This window comes from Albibacterium sp. (assembly GCF_035514885.1).
Taxonomy (GTDB): Bacteria; Bacteroidota; Bacteroidia; order Sphingobacteriales; family Sphingobacteriaceae; genus Albibacterium.
In genome coordinates, this window is the sequence record NZ_DATJCH010000016.1 from 61,814 (window position 1) to 80,883 (window position 19,070).

At 39.0% G+C, this 19,070-nt stretch carries 14 protein-coding genes; 7 read left to right on the forward strand and 7 right to left on the reverse strand.

Annotated features, from left to right (window positions below; genetic code table 11):
* Positions 1–17 precede the first annotated feature (17 nt).
* From VL047_RS08820 to VL047_RS08840, 5 genes are all read right to left on the reverse strand, one after another.
* Entirely contained in the window at positions 18–632 is a 615-nt protein-coding gene (locus VL047_RS08820) for an FKBP-type peptidyl-prolyl cis-trans isomerase (RefSeq protein ID WP_325359762.1), read from the reverse strand.
* Positions 633–772: 140 nt separating this feature from the next.
* Positions 773–2,563, reverse strand: a complete 1,791-nt coding sequence (locus tag VL047_RS08825) for an acyl-CoA dehydrogenase family protein (protein WP_325359764.1) — start codon at positions 2,561–2,563, stop codon at positions 773–775.
* A gap of 11 nt (positions 2,564–2,574) precedes the next feature.
* A complete protein-coding gene (locus tag VL047_RS08830) occupies positions 2,575–3,750 on the reverse strand; it encodes an acetyl-CoA C-acyltransferase (protein ID WP_325359766.1) in 1,176 nt (391 codons plus the stop codon).
* A gap of 4 nt (positions 3,751–3,754) precedes the next feature.
* Positions 3,755–6,181, reverse strand: a complete 2,427-nt coding sequence (locus VL047_RS08835; RefSeq protein WP_325359768.1) for a 3-hydroxyacyl-CoA dehydrogenase/enoyl-CoA hydratase family protein — start codon at positions 6,179–6,181, stop codon at positions 3,755–3,757.
* A 3-nt stretch (positions 6,182–6,184) separates the two neighbouring features.
* Entirely contained in the window at positions 6,185–6,631 is a 447-nt protein-coding gene (locus VL047_RS08840) for a MarR family winged helix-turn-helix transcriptional regulator (RefSeq protein WP_325359770.1), read from the reverse strand.
* A gap of 113 nt (positions 6,632–6,744) precedes the next feature.
* Here VL047_RS08840 and VL047_RS08845 point away from each other — a divergent pair, with 113 nt between their 5' ends.
* From VL047_RS08845 to nhaA, 4 genes are all read left to right on the forward strand, one after another.
* Positions 6,745–7,617, forward strand: a complete 873-nt coding sequence (locus VL047_RS08845; RefSeq protein ID WP_325359772.1) for a cupin-like domain-containing protein — start codon at positions 6,745–6,747, stop codon at positions 7,615–7,617.
* Between the two features lies 1 nt (position 7,618).
* Positions 7,619–9,400, forward strand: a complete 1,782-nt coding sequence (locus VL047_RS08850; RefSeq protein WP_325359774.1) for a TrkH family potassium uptake protein — start codon at positions 7,619–7,621, stop codon at positions 9,398–9,400.
* A gap of 20 nt (positions 9,401–9,420) precedes the next feature.
* Positions 9,421–10,098, forward strand: coding sequence for a TrkA family potassium uptake protein (locus tag VL047_RS08855; protein WP_325359776.1), 678 nt, complete (start codon positions 9,421–9,423; stop codon positions 10,096–10,098).
* Positions 10,099–10,163: 65 nt separating this feature from the next.
* A complete protein-coding gene (gene nhaA, locus VL047_RS08860) occupies positions 10,164–11,360 on the forward strand; it encodes a Na+/H+ antiporter NhaA (protein WP_325359778.1) in 1,197 nt (398 codons plus the stop codon).
* Here nhaA and VL047_RS08865 read toward each other — a convergent pair.
* Complete coding sequence (locus VL047_RS08865) at positions 11,353–13,125, reverse strand: long-chain fatty acid--CoA ligase (RefSeq protein WP_325359780.1); 1,773 nt, start codon at positions 13,123–13,125, stop codon at positions 11,353–11,355. The two genes, nhaA and VL047_RS08865, sit on opposite strands and share 8 nt — an antisense overlap.
* Before the next feature lie 166 nt (positions 13,126–13,291).
* Here VL047_RS08865 and VL047_RS08870 point away from each other — a divergent pair, with 166 nt between their 5' ends.
* The 3 genes from VL047_RS08870 to VL047_RS08880 all read left to right on the forward strand — a co-directional run bounded on the left by VL047_RS08870 (position 13,292) and on the right by VL047_RS08880 (position 18,193).
* Complete coding sequence (locus VL047_RS08870; protein ID WP_325359781.1) at positions 13,292–13,783, forward strand: hypothetical protein; 492 nt, start codon at positions 13,292–13,294, stop codon at positions 13,781–13,783.
* Positions 13,784–13,929: 146 nt separating this feature from the next.
* Positions 13,930–16,389: a PIG-L family deacetylase gene (locus VL047_RS08875; RefSeq protein WP_325359783.1), complete on the forward strand. Its 2,460-nt coding sequence runs from the start codon at positions 13,930–13,932 to the stop codon at positions 16,387–16,389.
* A 103-nt stretch (positions 16,390–16,492) separates the two neighbouring features.
* Entirely contained in the window at positions 16,493–18,193 is a 1,701-nt protein-coding gene (locus VL047_RS08880) for a sodium:solute symporter (RefSeq protein ID WP_325359785.1), read from the forward strand.
* Here VL047_RS08880 and VL047_RS08885 read toward each other — a convergent pair.
* Positions 18,166–18,885, reverse strand: coding sequence for a hypothetical protein (locus VL047_RS08885; RefSeq protein WP_325359786.1), 720 nt, complete (start codon positions 18,883–18,885; stop codon positions 18,166–18,168). The two genes, VL047_RS08880 and VL047_RS08885, sit on opposite strands and share 28 nt — an antisense overlap.
* Positions 18,886–19,070 lie beyond the last annotated feature (185 nt).

The following is a 19,070-nucleotide window of genomic DNA, read 5'->3' on the forward strand; positions in this document are numbered from 1 at the left end:
TGTATAAAATTTACAAATTAATTAGAAGGAGCTTTAACCTCTAATACCTCAATATAAAAATCTAATGGTGAGTTTGCAGGAATACCCGCTAAGGTCTTATTTTGATATCCATAAGGTGATGGCAGAACGATTCTGATTTTCGAACCTTTTTGTAAACCAAGTTCTGTTAAACCTGCTTTAACAACCTTACCATTCTTATCCTTAAGTTCTTTGGGAAGAAATGCAACTTGCCATCCCCCAAGCACTCCTCCCAGTGATAAATCTACCTTATCTTTCTTCTGGAATGAGGTGCCTGTTGCTACCAATTTACCGTCATAGTTCACTTGGATATCAGGTGCTTCGATATCATTAGCACTATTAAAATTGTAGGTATAGTAATCAGGGCTTTCTTTATCCTGCAATCCTTCACTTATTAACTTATACCAGATACCGGTTTCAGCATCCAATACAGCCCCTTCTAACTCAGGAGTTTTTTCTACGTATTCCTTCAATATCGGCTTCTCTAAACTCAAATATTTTTGAGCATCATAGGGTTCAAAATCATTGTCTTTCAGACAGCCGCTAAAAGCAACACCTGCAATTAAGGCAATAATTAAGAAGTTAATTTTTTTCATGGTCATTTTCATACTCATAAGTGCAAAGTTATTTATTTAATTGATTTTATTAAGGAATTAACATTTTTTAACAGCAACATGCCATTACAGCTAATTCCTTTAAAAGACGGAAACCACCCTAGATATGCTACAGTGGTTTCTAAATAAATAACAAATAATTAATAGCAATACTTATTGGCTTCAATTAGCTGTTTTGCAATTCGCTGCCTTGCCTCCTTACTATTAAAAGGTTGGGTTTTAGTAAAACGACGAAGTCCCATCAACATCATTTTCAATTCATCGCCTTCAGCAAATGCATTTAAAGCCTGCTTTCCTGCAACAGAAACATAATCTACTGTAGAGTCCAGATAGACCCGGGCAATATCAATCTGACCTTTAACAGCTTCCTCACCCCTCATAGCTACCAATTTCTCCACCCTCAAGATAGTAGATTCTGCTATATATACATATCCAATTATATCAGCAATATTCATTAAAATCTCCTGCTCCTTTGATAAAGTCATCATTAACTTCTGAACCGCAGCACCTGCTATCATTAAACCTGTCTTCTTCAAATTATTAAGAATCCTCTTTTCATAAGCAAAAAGCACATCTTCTGTTTCCTCGAAATCCGGAATAGACATTAATTCATTTGCAACTTCCTGCGCAGGCTTTATCAAGTCCAACTCACCCTTCATCGCACGCTTCAATAACATATCAACTATCAGTAAGCGATTTACCTCATTGGTACCTTCAAAGATACGGTTGATCCTGGAATCGCGATACGCTCTTTCCATCGGTGCTTCAGCAGAAAAACCCATCCCTCCATACACCTGAACACCCTCATCTACAATGTAGTCCAACATTTCAGATGCCCAAACTTTCAAAATAGCACATTCAATCGCAAATTGCTCAGTAGATTTCAACCTTGCTTTTCCACTGTCCATTCCTCCGGCAACTAACTGTTCATAGGCATCATCAATATTCTGTCCGGCCCGGTAAGCTGCACTTTCTACTGCAAAATTACGAATCGCCATTTCAGCTAATTTATGGCGAATAGCGCCAAATTTCGAAATCTGCAAGTCGAATTGCACCCGCTCATTTGAATAGTTGATGGCATAATCCAATGCCTTTTTAGAAGAACCAATGGCCGCAGCCCCAAGCTTTATCCGGCCAATATTCAATATATTTACAGCAATTTTAAAACCATTTCCTCTTTCAGAAAGCAGGTTCTCAACAGGAACCGGACAATCATTAAAAAACACCTGGCGGGTAGATGAACCTTTAATCCCCATCTTATGCTCTTCCGGGTTCATACTTATTCCACCAAAATCTCTTTCAACAATAAAAGCAGATAGATTCTTATCATCATCTATCTTAGCAAACACAATAAAAAGATCTGCAAAACCACCATTCGTAATCCACATCTTCTGTCCGTTAAGCATATAATGCGTTCCGGCCGAATTCAATTTCGCAGATGTCTTTCCTGAATTTGCATCAGAACCTGCATTTGGTTCCGTTAAACAATAAGCTGCTTTTAGTTCTCCAGTTGCCAACCGTGGAATATATTTCTTCTTCTGCTCTTCATTACCATAATATAAAATCGGCAGGGTGCCAATACCTGTATGAGCAGAAAGAGCTACTGCAAAAGAATGACCGGCTCCTACCGCATCCGTAACCAACATCGAAGTATTGAAATTCTTTCCAAAACCACCATATTCTTCTGGTATAGAAACACTTAATAAACCAAGCTCTCCAGCTTTATCCAATAAATTCTGCATCAGACCTTCTTCCTGAGCATCAATCTGATCCAGTTTAGGCAACACTTCAGCTTCAATAAAATCAATGCAAGTCTGCTTAATCATTAACTGCTCTTCATCAAATTCTTCCGGAATGAAAACATCTTTATAAGAGGTCTCACGAATTACAAATTCGCCACCTTTAATTACATTTTTAGATTCTTCTAACATCTTCTAAATAATTATAACATCTCAAAAATACCTGCAGCACCCTGGCCACTTCCCACACACATAGTTACCAACCCATATTTCTTATCTCTACGCTTCAATTCATTAAAGATTTGCACAGAAAGCTTAGCACCGGTACAACCCAATGGATGGCCCATAGCAATTGCACCACCATTCACATTCACTATTTCAGGATTCAAACCTGCATCTCTTATAACCGTTAATGATTGCGAAGCAAAAGCCTCATTCAATTCTATTAAATCAATTTCTTCTAATTTCATTCCTGCCATTTTCAAAGCAACCGGAATAGCCTTAACCGGACCAATTCCCATAATTCGAGGAGGAACTCCCGCTACGCCATAACTAACCAAACGAGCGATAGGCTCTACATTCAGTTCTTTCAATTTAGCTTCGGATACAACCAAAACAAATGCAGCACCATCCGAAGTCTGAGAAGAGTTACCTGCAGTTACTGAACCTCCTGCAGCAAAGACTGGCTTTAAAGCAGCCAACTTTTCCAAACTTGTATCCGCACGAGGGCCTTCATCTCTATCAACAACATAATCCCGACTTACAATTTTCTTTCCATCTTCTAAATAGTTCTCATGAACAGTGATCGGAACAATATCATCTTTAAATCTCCCGTTTTTAATCGCATCCAATGCTTTCTGATGTGAGTTAAAAGCAAATAGATCCTGCTCCTCACGGCTCACTTGAAATTCTTTCGCAACAGCTTCTGCTGTTAATCCCATACCCCAATACCAATCCGGATGTTTTTTCGCAACAGCTGCATTGGGCACCAGTTTCCATCCACCAAAAGGCATACCCGACATCACTTCCACACCTCCTGCAACAATCACATCAGCCATTCCCGATTTAATTTTGGCGACAGCAATGGCAATTGTTTCTAATCCAGACGAGCAGTACCTGTTAACCGTCATACCCGGAACCTTTTCTGTATCCAGGCCCATCAATGAAATCATTCGGCCAATATTTAAACCTTGCTCTGCCTCGGGTGTTGCGTTACCAACAATCACATCATCAATCTCTTCTTTGTCTAAAGTTGGAACAGAAGCAACTAAATGCTTAATTACGTCCGCAGCTAAATCATCTGCCCTTGTAAAACGAAACACTCCACGAGGAGCTTTTCCTACAGCTGTTCTATATCCTGCTATAATATATGCTTCCATAATCTTAGTTTCTTAAAGGTTTACCCTTGGTTAACATAAATTGGATCCTTTCCAACGATTTCTTAGTACCTACCAATGACAAGAACTCCTTTCGTTCCAAATCCAGGAGATATTGTTCAGAAACCTCGGTAGGTTCAGATAAATCTCCACCACACATTACCCATCCAAGTCGTTCAGAAATTAATTTATCATGCTCCGAAATGTAATTCCCTGTCATCATGGAATTCGCACCCACATATACAATACCCAAACCCTGCTTACCCAATACCTTGATATCCTTTCGTTGCACAGGCTGCGTGTATCCTGCATCAGCCAGTTCCAGCGCCTTTGCTTTTGCATCAGCTAATAGCCTGCTTCTATTCATGGTAATTGCAAACTTCCCTTCCTGCAAATATCCAAGTTCGAAAGCTTCTAACCCTGATGTAGAAACCTTTGCCTGCCCAATCGTTAAAAATTTATTTCTTAAAACGGTCTGTTCTATAGCTCCCTCTTTAAAATCATCCGATGCCCGTATCGTCATTTCCTTAGATCCTCCACCGCCGGGTATAACGCCTACACCAAATTCCACCAATCCCATATAAGTCTCTGCATGGAGCTGTACAAAATCAGCATGCATTGAAAACTCACAACCTCCTCCTAAAGTTAAATTAAAGGGGGCAGCTACTACCGGTATTGACGAGTAACGCAAACGCATCGACGTGTCCTGAAACATCTTTACCGCCATATTGAGCTCATCAAAATCCTGCTCCACGGCGAGCATGAAAATCATTCCAATATTCGCACCTGCAGAGAAAAGAGCGCCATCATTTCCAATAACCAATCCTCTGTATTCCTTTTCTGCTAAATCAATCGCCTTATTAATTCCCTGAATAACATCTCCACCAATGGTATTCATCTTTGAATGAATCTCTGCATTCAAAATACCATCTCCCAAATCAATAATGCTGACACTGTTATTTTTCCATAAGGTATGCTTTTCCCTCAAATTATCTAAGACAATAAAATCCTCAGACCCCGGAATTACCTGATAGCCTTTACTAGTAATATCATAGAACTTCTTAATACCATCTTCTATCTTATAGAAACTATCATTGCCTCCCTCCAACATCTCATATACCCAGGAAGCCACTTTTCCCTGCTGACCTGGTAATGATATTTCAGCCTTCTCTATTTTGTCAATTGTTTCTTTTACACCCAGAGCGTCCCATACCTCAAACGGTCCTAATTCCCACCCAAAACCTGCGCGCATAGCATCATCAATGCGATACAGTTCATCCGATATTTCAGGAATACGCTTAGAGACATATTCAAATAAAGGATAGTTAGCTGCTCTGAATAACTCTGCTGCCCGGTCATTTCCTTTATCAAAAACCTTCATCCGCTGACGCAGGTCATCTACTGCCTTTGCCTCTCCCAACGTTGCAGACTTCACTTTATCCTGCTTAGCATATTCTAATGTTTTAAGATTCAGAGCTAATATTTCCGTTTTCCCATCCTTATCTTTAACCTTCTTATAAAATCCTTGATCAGATTTCTCTCCCAGCCATTTATTATCTACCATTTTCTGAATATAAGCCGGCAGTTTAAATACTTCCTTCGCTTCATCCGAAGGAGCATTCTCATACAAACCATTTGCAACATTCACCAAGGTATCCAGCCCAACTACATCAGCTGTACGAAAGGTTGCTGATTTCGGCCTACCTAAAATGGGACCGGTAAACCTATCTACCTCTTCAACCGATAAATCAAACTTCTCAACCAAGTGAGTCAAAGCCAGCATAGCATATACACCAATTCTATTACCAATAAATGCTGGTGTATCTTTACATAGAACGGTAGTCTTTCCTAAAAATTTATCTCCATAGTGCATCAGGAAAGCAACTACCTCAGGATCAGTTTCTGCAGTAGGAATAATTTCAAGTAAACGCAAATAGCGTGGAGGATTAAAGAAATGCGTGCCGCAGAAGTGCTTTCGAAAATCATCTGAACGACCATCCGTCATCAAATGAATAGGAATACCAGAAGTATTGGAAGTAATCAATGTTCCTGCTTTACGGTATTGTTCAACTTGTTCAAAAACCTGTTTCTTAATTTCCAAACGCTCAATTACAACCTCAATAATCCAGTCTGCCGAAGCAATGTCCTTCATATTATCTTCAAAGTTCCCGGTCTTAATACTCTTTAAGACAGATTTACTGAATATCGGAGACGGGTTCGATTGAATGACACTCTTTAAATGACCTTCAACAATCCGATTACGCACGAAAGGACTTTCAATCTTCAATCCTTTTTTCTCTTCTACAGGCAATAATTCTTTGGGAGCAATATCAAGCAGTAATACTTCCACTCCAATATTTGCGAAATGGCAAGCTATTCTAGATCCCATAACGCCCGATCCTAAAACCGCTACTCTCTTAATCCTTCTTTCCATAATTTATGACTCTTTAATATGATCCTGTAAAAACCTTTGCGATAATTGATTGATCTTAATAAGCGAGCTCGCTAGCTTCAATCGTTCACTTTCTGACATATGAGCTATCAGGTAATTATTAAAATCGCGCACAATATCTTTTGCCATTTCCCTTTTCTCTAAACCCAAAGGTGTTAAAAACACCTTTACAGAACGCTTATCAAGCTCACTCGCTTCCCGATAAATCAAACCCTGTTTTTCCATAGCACTTAACATTCTTGATAAACTCGTAGATCGAACCCCCAATAAACTGGCTATCTGTGAAACTGCAGTACCTTCTTTATGAATATTGATTAAAACATAACCCGAAGCCTGTGTTAATCCCACCTTGGATGCAGCTTGATTATAAGAGTTTGCTACCGACTGCCAGGCTGTTTTTAAATAATAATCAATCGTATTGTCCTTTGCCATTCAACTAGATTTATTATGCTTGCATAACAAATCTATGTTTTATAGCTATAATATGCAAAGAAATCTTAATTAGATTATCTATTTTTGTTAATGGCATTAAACTGAATTACATTGTGCAATTAAAAAAAGTTGAAAGGGTATCGGGAATTAGCAGTGAGGAATTTATTGCTAACTATCTAAATCCGGGGAAACCTGTTATTCTTACTGACTTTATTCATAAAGACAGTCCGGCATTACGCAAGTGGAACTACGACTATTTTAAAGAAATAGCCGGTGATCAGGTTATCTCTCTTTATGGCAAAGAAGAAACCTCACGCGACCGGGTCGCGAGTGCACCGGTAGCAAAAATGAAATTCGCAGAATACCTAGATCTAATCGAAAAGGAACCAACAGACCTCCGTATCTTCCTGTTCAATTTACTGAAACTCAAGCCTGAACTCAACAATGATATCATCTATAACGATGTAACAAATGGAAAGATCCTAAAATGGCTTCCCTACCTTTTCTTTGGAGGAGAGGGCTCAAGCACACGTAACCATTATGATATCGATATGTCCCATGTTTTTATTTCACAATATAAAGGGATAAAAAGAATATGGCTATTTCCACTCGATCAATCTACCAATCTATATAAAATACCTTTTAGCTTTCACAGTCTTGCTAATTTAAAAGAACCCGATTATAAACAATTCCCGGCTTTAAAAAACATTCAGGGTCTTGAAGCAGAAATAAAACCCGGCGAAACCTTGTTTATGCCATCAGGATATTGGCATTTCATACAATATGTAACTGAAGGCTTCTCTATCAGCGTCAGAGCTTTACCAACCAAACCCATCAATCGCTGGCGGGGTTTCAGAAACCTTGTTTTTATCCGGTATTTTGACAATGCAATGCGCAGGATATTTAAACAACACTGGTTTAAGCACAAAATAAAGATTGCCCATAAAAGAGCAAATAAGGCCATAAATAGAAAAAGGTTAAAATAATATGGTTAAAAACATAAAAAACAATCTAACACAAATCCTAAAAACAACAGACCAGTGTTTATTGTATTTAAGTTTAGCCTGCTCAATAGCCATCTTATTAAACCTGGGCTACAACACAGATATAGATGTTATTCTACTAACAGATCATCTTCTCCGTTATACCTTTCTCCTTATCGGAATTTTACATATAGCCAGACTTGTCCTTGTTCTATTCTTTGTTAAAAAGCGAAAATTAATTCAATACGGAGAAATCCTCCTCTCTCTTTATTTTGCATTTATCATTTTCGCCAATGTATTTCAACTGGTAGTCGGCCACCTAAGTTTCATACAATCGGAATGGATATACTTCGGAATCTTTGCTACCTTACTAATCGCGGTATCAAAAGTCAGCCTCTTCTTTGATGACTTCTATTTTAACCCCACCATACTCTTCGTTTTAAGCTTTCTTATGCTTATTCTCATTGGCACCCTACTGCTTGCTCTGCCCAATTCAACTACAGACTCAAACCTCAGCTTTGTAAATGCCCTCTTTACAGCTACCAGTGCAGTATGTGTAACCGGATTAACTGTTTTCGATGTTTCAATCAAATTCACGCATTTCGGACAAACGGTTATTCTCGTTCTAATTCAATTAGGCGGATTGGGTATTATGACCTTTACAGGTTTTTTCGGATACTTTTTTACCGGTGGTTTTTCATATAAAAACCAATTAATGTACACCGAACTATTAAGCGAAGATAAGATCGGATCCGTTATAAAAACATTATCCAAAATTGTATTCATCACCTTACTATTTGAGGCAGTTGGTGCAGTATTTATATTCTTCAACCTGCCCGCAAGTGGATTTAGCTCATATGGTGAGCGGGTTTATTTTTCAATTTTTCATGCCATATCCGCTTTTTGTAATGCGGGTTTCTCAACCATCCACGACGGCCTCTATAATCCTGTTCTTCGTTTTAATTACAACGTTCATCTGATCATTGCTGTACTGATTATATTTGGCGGATTGGGATTTAATATCATGGCAAACACCTATGCCTACTTTAAAAGACGAATAATAGGCCTCTATCGTAAAGTCAGATACAATGAACCCATTAAATTCTTAGCGCAAGAGCTTACATTTACCTCAAGAATAATCCTGTATGCAACGGCCTTTCTGTTAACAGGAGCTACCATTTTATTCTTTATTCTAGAATATAATAACAGCCTTCAAGAGCATAAAAGCTTATGGGGAAAATTAGTAACTTCCTTTTTTCTAAGCGCAACACCCCGTTCAGCAGGTTTTTCCACCGTCAATATACAAAGCCTGGCCTCCCCGTCAATTTTACTTATGTTTTTTCTGATGTGGGTGGGTGCTTCGCCAGGATCGAATGGAGGCGGTATAAAAACCACGACTTTCGCTATTTCCTTTCTAAACATTTTCAGCATTGCGAGAGGTAAGGAAAACCTGGAGCTTTTTAAACGCCGGATAACAAAAGACACAAGTATACGCGCCCTGGCAGTAATCATCCTATCTTTTATGGTTGTAGGTACTGTCCTGTTTTTGCTATCCATTACCGATAGCGAGAAAGATTTCAGAGCTTTGGCATTCGAAAGCCTGTCTGCCTTTGCAATTAGCGGTTTAAGTCTGGGCATAACTCCGGATCTCTCTGAAAGTGGGAAAATCATTCTGGTATTCGCTATGTTTATCGGCCGAATCGGCGCACTAACACTATTAATCGCATTTGTTAAAAATACCAAAATAAAAGCCTATCGTTATCCATCTGATACGGTACAGCTATAAAATAATTAAATCTATTAGATATGAAATTCATCGTTTTTGGATTAGGGCATTTTGGAAAAGCACTCGCAATACGCTTAACAGAACTTGGGCATGAGGTCATTGGTATCGATAACGATATGAAGAAGGTAGAGAAGTTTAAAGATAAGATCACCCATACCGTTTGTTTAAACGCTACAGATCGGGATGCTGTAGGTTCACTTCCTTTAAAAGATGCTAATGCAGTAATCGTAGCCATTGGAGAAGATGAAGCTGCTTCTTTAATGACTACAGCCGTTTTAAAGCAATTTGATATTAAAAGGATCTTAACACGTGCAGTTTCCGATTTACAAAAAACTGTTTTAGAAGCAATGAAAATCGATGAATTTATTATGCCTGAAGAGGAATCCGCCGAACGCTTAGCAGTCCGATTGGTGAATCTCAACATTGTAGACTCCTTTAAAATATCAGAAAACTACAGCATTATCGAAACTAAAGTACCCGAACAATATGTAGGTAAAACATTGGCGGAAGCCAATTTCACCAATGAATTTAAAGTCATTATACTAACAACCATTAAAACAAACGAAGTAGAATCCAAAGGCGTTAAGAAAACCATTAAAGAAGCATCGGGTATTGCCACCTCCGGAACCAGACTGGAAGCCAATGATTTATTGGTCATATTCGGTGAGATGGAAAATATAAATAAATTATTGAATTAAAAAGCACAGCCTGTTTTTCTGCTAATAAATCAATAAAGGTTGCTTTATATTTATATTTTTGCAACATGACGAATCCTATCAACCTGAATAGCTTTAGAAATTTTCTAAAGTCTGAAACTTCCGGCGGAATAATCTTAATCATTTGTGTAGTAGTTTCTTTAATTATTGCTAACTCTCCTCTAGGTCCTGCTTTTGCCGCTTTACTGGATAAAGTTATCGGTTTCAAAACGGATAGTGTCGATTTAGAATACAGTATCGCATCCTGGATCAACGATGGCTTAATGGCAATTTTCTTCCTACTGGTAGGTTTGGAAATAAAACGCGAACTGGTTGAAGGTGAACTATCTTCTATTAAACAAGCGTCTCTTCCCATACTAGCAGCTCTTGGCGGAGTAATCGTCCCTGCTTTAATTTACCACTCATTTAATATCGGCTTAGAAACAGATGCAGGCTGGGCCATTCCAATGGCTACAGATATAGCCTTTGCTGTAGCAATCATCACCATGTTGGGGAAAAATGTTCCCGTTTCTTTAAAAATATTTTTAGCAGCTTTAGCAATCGTTGATGATTTAATGGCAATTCTGGTAATTGCTACCTTCTATTCAACCTCTTTAGAATATACTTACCTTTTATATGCGGCAGGATTTGTTGTACTGCTAATTATCTTCAATCGTCTCGGAGTAAAGAACCTTGCATTTTATCTGATTCCAGGAGCTTTTATCTGGTATTTTATACATCATTCAGGGATTCATGCAACCATTGCCGGAGTAATCACAGCCTTTACCTTACCAACTACACCTGATGCGAAAGAGTCTCCGTTAGAAAAATTAGAACATATCTTAATTAATCCGGTAAACTTTATCATCATCCCCATCTTCGCCTTAGCTAATACCAACATAACCTTCGAAAGCGGAATGGTTGAAGGACTCTTCACTCCATTAGGTTTCGGGATTATTTTAGGCTTATTTATTGGTAAACCAGTTGGTATATTTTTAGCATCCTGGATTGCCATTAAATTCGGCATTAGCAAAATGCCTGACCGGGCCCACTGGATTCATATTTTAGGTGTAGGAATGATAGCAGGTATTGGTTTTACCATGTCTATTTTCATATCCCTCCTTTCCTTCTCAAATTCAGCACATCTGATGTCCGAAGCAAAGTTTTCCATCTTAATCGGGTCACTTCTATCCGCTATAATGGGTTCTCTACTGTTAATTATGGTAACTAAAAAAGAAAAGAGAATCGAAGAAACAGCTAGCTAGTTCCTCCGTCTGAATAAAGCGCGTCGATATCTTGGGCATGATTTGTCAAAATAACCTTTCGCTTTAAGCTAAGCTTAGGTGTTAATTCGCCGGCATCTATTGTCCATTCTTTTGGCAAAAGAATAAATTTCTTAATCTGTTCCCAATGGCCAAAGTCAATATTTAAACGATCGATCTCGCGCTGATATTTATCAATAACTGCCGGTAATTTAATAACCTCCTCCTTGCTGGTCCATTCAATGCCCTTTGTCTTACACCAGGATTTTAATTGCTCAAACGCAGGCACAATCAGTGCTGACGGAAAACGTCTGCCTTCTCCTATCACCATCACCTGAGCAATCAAGAGCGATTCCATAAACTTATTTTCCAATACCTGGGGTGCAATAAACTTCCCGCCAGACGTTTTAAACATTTCCTTTTTGCGATCGGTTATCTTCAAAAAGCCATCCTTACTAAGTTCACCAATGTCACCTGTATGCATAAAGCCATCCTCATCCAACACATCCGAAGTAGCCTGTTCATTTTTATAATAACTTTTAAAAATACTCGGGCCCTTACACAAGATTTCACCATCTTCAGCAATCTTCACCTCCACATTGGGGAGCACCTTTCCAACGGAACCAAACCTGATCTCATCATCTCTGGTTCCATTCACTGCAATTACAGGCGAAGTTTCGGTAAGTCCATAACCCTCTAAAACCGGTATACCTGCAGCCCAGAAAACCCGAGCCAAACGTTCCTGCAAAGCAGCACCTCCTGATATCAATGCAACAATATTTCCACCCAAAGCCTCCTGCCATTTAACAAACACCAGCTTTCTGGCTATTTTCAATTGTAAATTATAGATCGCACCGTTTTTGAGAGGCTCCTGATACCTCAACCCCAAATCCAAAGCCCAAAAGAAGATTGCTTTTTTAATACCTTTTAGCGCTTTTCCTTTAGCAACGATTGCATCATACACTTTCTCTAAAACCCGGGGAACCGTTGTAAAACCATTCGGTTTAACCTCATTAATATCCTTTATGATGGTATCCATGCTCTCTGCATAATAAACAGATATCCCCAGAGAGAAGTAGATGTAAACCACCATTCTTTCAAAAACATGTGAAAGAGGAAGAAAACTCACAGCCGTTTTGTATTCTGAAGGGAAGAGAGATTGGCAAGCGGTTATATTGCTCATCAAATTCAGATGGCTCAAACAAACACCTTTAGGTTTACCCGTTGTGCCCGATGTATATATCAAAGTTAACAGGTCATCTTCTGAAACTTCAGCTCTGCATTCATCCAGATCTACACCGCTTAATTTTCCTTCTTCCAGCAAATCGAGCCAGCAATCCACCCCTTCAATTCTGTCAAAAGAATAGACAGGAATATCCAATGAAGTAGCATCTAGAGCAACTCTAAGCTTTGCATACAGTTCAGTATTTGATACAAAAATCATCTTCACTTCGGCATCCTTCAAAATATGCTGTAAATCCTGCTCTGCTAAAGTTGGATACAATGGAACAATGGCTGCTCCCAACTGCATAACACCAAAATCACAAAAATTCCACTCCGGCCGATTAGCAGACATCAATGCAACTTTATCACCTTTTACAATTCCTTTAAAAGCGATAGCTCTGCTCAAATCATTAACCCGATGTATAAAGTCTTCTGTACTATAAGTTTGCCACTTCCCATCCAACTTTCCGGCAACCATAACCTCTTTTGAAAAATGCTTTTTATAATTTTTCAGCAAATCGAATACTCTTTTTATTTCAGCCATTTTAGAAAATTTAGCACGGTTAAACTACCTACCCCAATTTAATAATTTATTTAAACAAAGCTTGCTCCAAAACAAAATATCCACAAAATTCAAAGACAAATCAGTGTTTCTTGATGCTTGGCATTAAATTTGGAGTATACACTGCATTATTAAATTAAAATCAAACATGAAGAAATTATTTTTACTTTTTTTGACGATCGGAGTCTTCGGTCTATCTCAACAACAAGCTCAGGCTCAAGAATTAGGCACTGAATACCGAAATGCAATTGGTGGTAGGTTCGGAGTTGCGAATGGTATAACCTTTAAACATTTTGTTGACAATGACCGTGCGTTGGACTTTATTGTAAACTTCAGAAGCAAAAAAGATGTTTATTCTACATTTCGTGTTATTGGTTTATATGAATTCCACAATCCAATAAATAACGCACCCGGCCTTAAATGGTACTACGGTGTTGGGGGTGGTATTGGTGTTTACAATAATAAAATCTCTGATAACTCTGATGTTGCATTAAGTCTTGACGGTGTGTTAGGTCTAGATTATAAATTTACCGGGGTACCTATCAATGTTTCATTGGATTGGAAACCAGCAATTGAACTTACTCCGGATACAGGTTTTGATGCAGAAGGATTCGGATTATCCATCCGCTTCGCATTCTAAAAAAGAATTTTAATACGGTGAAAAGCAGGCTGTCTCAATGAGGCAGCCTGCTTTTTTTATATACAATTTTGTTACACAGCTATTTAAGAGAATGATTTGGATTACCTCTGCAATTACCTATTTTTAACAAATTAATTATAACCAATATGAAGTATTTCCTCCTTATACTATCTGTATTATATTCTTTTAGTGCGTTTTCTCAACAAATTCGCCCTGCAACATCCGATGGTATTTATAAGGAAATTAACATGCTGAAAAAGCTACCGAGAGTGCTCTATCTAGCAGCACACCCGGATGATGAAAACACCGGATTACTAGCCTGGTTGGTTAATGAACAACATATCAATACTGCCTATCTATCGCTAACCAGAGGAGATGGCGGACAAAACCTGATTGGCAGTGAACAAGGTCCGGCACTGGGTCTGATCAGAACTTATGAACTGCTGGAAGCTCGGAAAGTTGATGGTGCCAAGCAATTCTTTTCAACGGCTATCGACTTTGGCTTCTCCAAAAACCCGGACGACACCTTTAAACAATGGAATGCTGATAATATTACTGCAGATATCGTATGGGTAATCAGAAACTTTCGTCCGGATATTATTATTACCCGATTTCCACCAACTGCAGCTGCCGGCCACGGCCAGCATTGGTCTTCTGCGATCTTGGCTGAAGAAGCTTTTAAAGCTGCAGCCGATAAAAACCGCTACCCTGAACAACTAAAAAAAGTAGATGTATGGCAAGCAAAAAGACTTGTAGGAAACACATTCCGATTTGGAAGTGAAAATACCACCAGCGAAGATCAGTTTAAAATTACAATCGGACAATACGATCCAGGATTAGGAATGGGCTATGGCGAACTGGCCGGATTAAGCAGGAGTATGCATCAAAGTCAAGGGGCCGGCACCGCATCTGTCGCCGGTATCCGGACCGAATACTTCGTACCGGTATTGGGTGATCCTATTAAAACCTCCCTGTTCGATGGTATTAAAACAAGCTGGACAGACATACAAAAGCCTGAAATCGATCATGCGCTCGACAAGCTGATTGCACAATATGATTTCAGAAAACCAGGTCAAAGCCTTCCGCAACTATTAGCACTAAGAAAACTCATCCATAGCATTGACGATAAAAAGCTTAAAGAAGAAAAATTACTTGCGCTCGATAAAATTATACTGAGTGCCTCTGGCTTCATGGCAGAAATGGTAACAAAAGTACCGGAAGCTGTAGCAGGTGATAAACAAGACTTCCAACTGAATGTAATCAGCAGATCAGAAAGTCCGGTAATCATCCAAAAAATACAGTATCCCAATCATATAGAACAGGTGGATAAAAAATTATTCCCTGATTCGTTAACTAGTTTTAGCTACGAGGTACAGATTCCGGAAAACAGCGAAATCTCTGAACCTTACTGGCTAAAACACCCTTTCAAAAATGCCGCACAATACGACGTCCAGGTCGACTCCCTTATAGGTTTACCATTGGCGCCATCTTCCTTAAATGCACAGCTATCACTGCTTATTGGTGATGAATCGTTTAAACTTAACGTGCCTTTCTCATACAAAAAGTTAGACCCTATTAAAGGTGATTTAGTAGAGCCGCTAAGGATTATACCTGCAGTAAACATTAAATTTTCGCAAGCATTATATTTCCAGAATACAGATCCTAACATAAAAGTTATTCTTCATTCTGAAAAAGACATTAACAATGCCAGCTTAAACATTAAAAGTGGCAATCAACTTTTATCTACTTTAAACAACATTCATTTAAGAGCCAATTCGGACACGACCATACAGATCCAAATCAATCCAAACGAAATAAGCCACAAATCCACCACGGTTAATCCTTCTTTGGAAGCTGTTTTACAGGTTGGAAATAAATCCTATACCAAAGACAAACACATTATTCGCTATAACCATATACCAACCTTACAGTACTTCAGCCAGGCAAACACATTGCTTGTTAATGGAGACATACAGGTGAAGGCCCATAAAATTGGCTATATTCAAGGAGCTGGAGATATCATTCCCGATTTCTTACGCATAGCAGGAATTGAGGTTACGATGCTACAAGAAAGCGACTTCGCTAATGTTGGAAAACTTGCAGATTTTGATGCCATTATAGCAGGTATCCGAGCTATAAACGTAGAAAGAAGAATGCCGCAATGGATGCCTGTTCTCAATCAATACATTCAAAACGGCGGAACAGTAATTATGCAGTTCAATACCCTGCAAGATATGTCGACCACCAACATCGGCCCCTATCCTTTCACCATTGGAAGAAACCGGGTAACCGAAGAAAATTCACCCGTTGAATTCCTTGCTCCAGCAAGTCCGCTTTTAAACACGCCAAACAAAATCACCCAAACAGATTTTCAAGGATGGATTCAAGAAAGAGGTCTATATTTTCTAAACACCTGGGATGAACATTATACCCCACTATTCAAAATGAATGATACGGGAGAGGAACCACTTGAAGGGGGAACCATCTATGCTCAATATGGAAAAGGTTACTTTATATATACTCCGTTGGCTTTTTTCAGACAACTAACCATTGGCAATCAGGGTGCAACCAAGCTATTCTTTAACATGCTTTCAATTGGTAAATAATGAGAAAGAAGAATTATGGAAGTTGGAATCTATGGTACTTTCTGTTATTTATAGCATTAGTTGCACAAATTATATTGTATTATTTCTTTACTAAATATTGGGAATGAGTAATCTGGACTGGATTGTTCTTTGTGCAACCTTAGTTGGAACCATCATATATGGAATATTCAAGGGGCGCGGACAGAAAAACGCACATACTTACCTGCTAGCAAGTCAGCAAATGCCCTGGTATATCGTTATGCTGGGTATTATGGCAACTCAGGCAAGTGCAATCACTTTTCTTTCTGCACCCGGACAAGCCTATACAGATGGAATGCGTTTCGTGCAATATTATTTCGGCTTACCCCTGGCCATGATCGTCATTTCCATCACCTTTATACCCATATTTCAACGGCTAAAAGTCTATACCGCATATGAATTTCTGGAACAGCGATTCGATCAGAAAACCCGTGTCCTTACCTCCTTCTTTTTCCTGCTTTCCAGAGGGTTGTCAACCGGTATAAGCATCTATGCACCCAGCATCATTCTATCAACTATTCTGGACTGGAATATCTATTTAACAAATATTCTTACCGGAGGACTACTGCTGATCTATACCTATACCGGAGGTGCTAAAGCAGTAGCTCATACCCAAAAGCTACAGTTCCTGATTATTTTAGGAACCATGGCTTTCGCCGGATTTCTATTAATCCAAAACCTCCCTGGAAATGTATCTTTCAGCGATGCTTTATTTATCGCCGGGAAATCAGGAAAGCTTAATGTAATTACAACAGAATTCGACTTAAACGATCGTTATAATATCTGGAGCGGAATAATTGGCGGATTCTTCCTTGCCCTTTCCTATTTCGGAACCGATCAAAGCCAGGTTGGTCGCTATATATCTGCAAAAAACACCCGAACGGGCAGGATCGGTTTACTCTTAAACGGCTTAGTGAAGATACCGCTACAATTCAGCATCCTATTGATTGGAGCCCTCCTGTTCGCATTCTTTGCTTTAAAACCTGCACCGGTCTATTTCAACGAACGCTCCTTTAATTTACTTGAAAACAACTATCCTCAAATTGCTTCCGATTTTACTGCTGAGCATAATATCCTGCAGGATAAACAAATTGCCCTCTCCAATCAGCTTCTGGCAGAACGCGATAATGGTTCAGATGCCCTCAACAATACCGTTCAGGAATACAAATTGAACCAACAAAAGATTAAGGAATTACATGGACAGGTTGAAACCACCATTAATGAAAAGAAAATCAGTATCGAGAAAACAGACACCAATTATATTTTCCTCTATTTTGTCCAGAATATCCTGCCAACGGGTATGATCGGACTGCTCTTTGCGGTTATCTTTATGGCCTCTTGGGGCTCCATTGCAGCTGCCCTAAGCTCGCTGGCAACATCATCCTATAAAGATATCCAGCTAAGCTTTTACAAAGGAGAGCATGAAGACAAAAAGCAACTGATTTATAGTCGCCTGCATACACTCGTCTGGACTATTTTCTCCATAGGCGTAGCCATGTTTGCCACCCAGATGGGATCATTGATTGAGGCTGTCAATATTCTCGGCTCTCTTTTCTATGGCCCTATCTTAGGAATATTTCTAGTGGCCTTCTACTTTAAGAAGGTCGAAGGCCCTAATGTTTTTGTAGCTGCTATTCTAGCAGAATTAACTGTAATTATTGTTTACAGTCTGGATATTATTTCCTTCCTGTGGCTTAACGTTATTGGCGCAGCAGCTGTTTATTTCTTCTGCATTATAGGATTAATTATCAAAAGAATTTACTCAACCCGGCCCCATACCTCGTAGATACTAGCGCCTGCAGAGCTTAATCCGCTATGATGCCATTCACCGTTTTCAAGTTTCCCATCGAAACTAAGGCTTGCTCCTACACGCTTATTATCTCTTGAAAATAATTCAATATTTTCAGTGTATTTGCCATTAACAAAGCTGTACGTTCCTCCACCGGTTCCTGAAAACATCTTAGTAGCTGGATCGATTGCGAACCATTGGAAACGACCACCCGTTAACATCTTCAATGTTTTACGCGTACCCGTTTGATGAATCGGAGCTACTTTACCCTCTTGCATTCTACCCGTTATCTGCCATACTCCATCTAAAGGAGCACTTCCATCGCCTGTACGCTGTAAACTTACTGACTTATTATTCAAAGCAAGCTGAAGGCTATTACCATTAATAGAATAGTTTGATGCTAATTGCTTTCCAACCTCTTCTGCATTTGCTGAATTGAACTCAACATGAATTTTAATTGTATTATTCTCTACCGAATACGGACCTCCGAAAGTCATAATAAACTCATTGGGAGTAAATACACTCTGCGTAAAATAATTATCTTGAAACAGCAGAACCGTTTTGGTATCACCCTCTTGTGATTGCCAGGATCCGTTAAGCGCGGACGTAGATTGCGCGTTTGCCGTTAACGAAACGGAAAGCATCAATGCCAGCATCAATACCGGCCTTCCTCTTAGATTTAATTTCATAATGTACAGATTTATAGGATATAACCAAATTTAATTCTCAACCTAAGATAGTGATTGTTTTCTGCTTTCTATAAATACGATAAAACAACCAATCGCACCTCCTTTATATTCCCCTCGAACATTCTAAATATGTTCTTCGGACGTTCAAGGGACATTCAAGGCATTGGCCCCTAGGAAGTCCGAAC

Bases quoted from the DNA above. Each gene is read 5' to 3' on its own strand.
- VL047_RS08820 (WP_325359762.1), bottom strand. From the start codon at position 632: ATGAGTATGAAAATGACCATGAAAAAAATTAACTTCTTAATTATTGCC.
- VL047_RS08825 (WP_325359764.1), bottom strand. From the start codon at position 2,563: ATGTTAGAAGAATCTAAAAATGTAATTAAAGGTGGCGAATTTGTAATT.
- VL047_RS08830 (WP_325359766.1), bottom strand. From the start codon at position 3,750: ATGGAAGCATATATTATAGCAGGATATAGAACAGCTGTAGGAAAAGCT.
- VL047_RS08835 (WP_325359768.1), bottom strand. From the start codon at position 6,181: ATGGAAAGAAGGATTAAGAGAGTAGCGGTTTTAGGATCGGGCGTTATG.
- VL047_RS08840 (WP_325359770.1), bottom strand. From the start codon at position 6,631: ATGGCAAAGGACAATACGATTGATTATTATTTAAAAACAGCCTGGCAG.
- VL047_RS08850 (WP_325359774.1), top strand. From the start codon at position 7,619: ATGGTTAAAAACATAAAAAACAATCTAACACAAATCCTAAAAACAACA.
- VL047_RS08855 (WP_325359776.1), top strand. From the start codon at position 9,421: ATGAAATTCATCGTTTTTGGATTAGGGCATTTTGGAAAAGCACTCGCA.
- nhaA (WP_325359778.1), top strand. From the start codon at position 10,164: ATGACGAATCCTATCAACCTGAATAGCTTTAGAAATTTTCTAAAGTCT.
- VL047_RS08865 (WP_325359780.1), bottom strand. From the start codon at position 13,125: ATGGCTGAAATAAAAAGAGTATTCGATTTGCTGAAAAATTATAAAAAG.
- VL047_RS08870 (WP_325359781.1), top strand. From the start codon at position 13,292: ATGAAGAAATTATTTTTACTTTTTTTGACGATCGGAGTCTTCGGTCTA.
- VL047_RS08875 (WP_325359783.1), top strand. From the start codon at position 13,930: ATGAAGTATTTCCTCCTTATACTATCTGTATTATATTCTTTTAGTGCG.
- VL047_RS08880 (WP_325359785.1), top strand. From the start codon at position 16,493: ATGAGTAATCTGGACTGGATTGTTCTTTGTGCAACCTTAGTTGGAACC.
- VL047_RS08885 (WP_325359786.1), bottom strand. From the start codon at position 18,885: ATGAAATTAAATCTAAGAGGAAGGCCGGTATTGATGCTGGCATTGATG.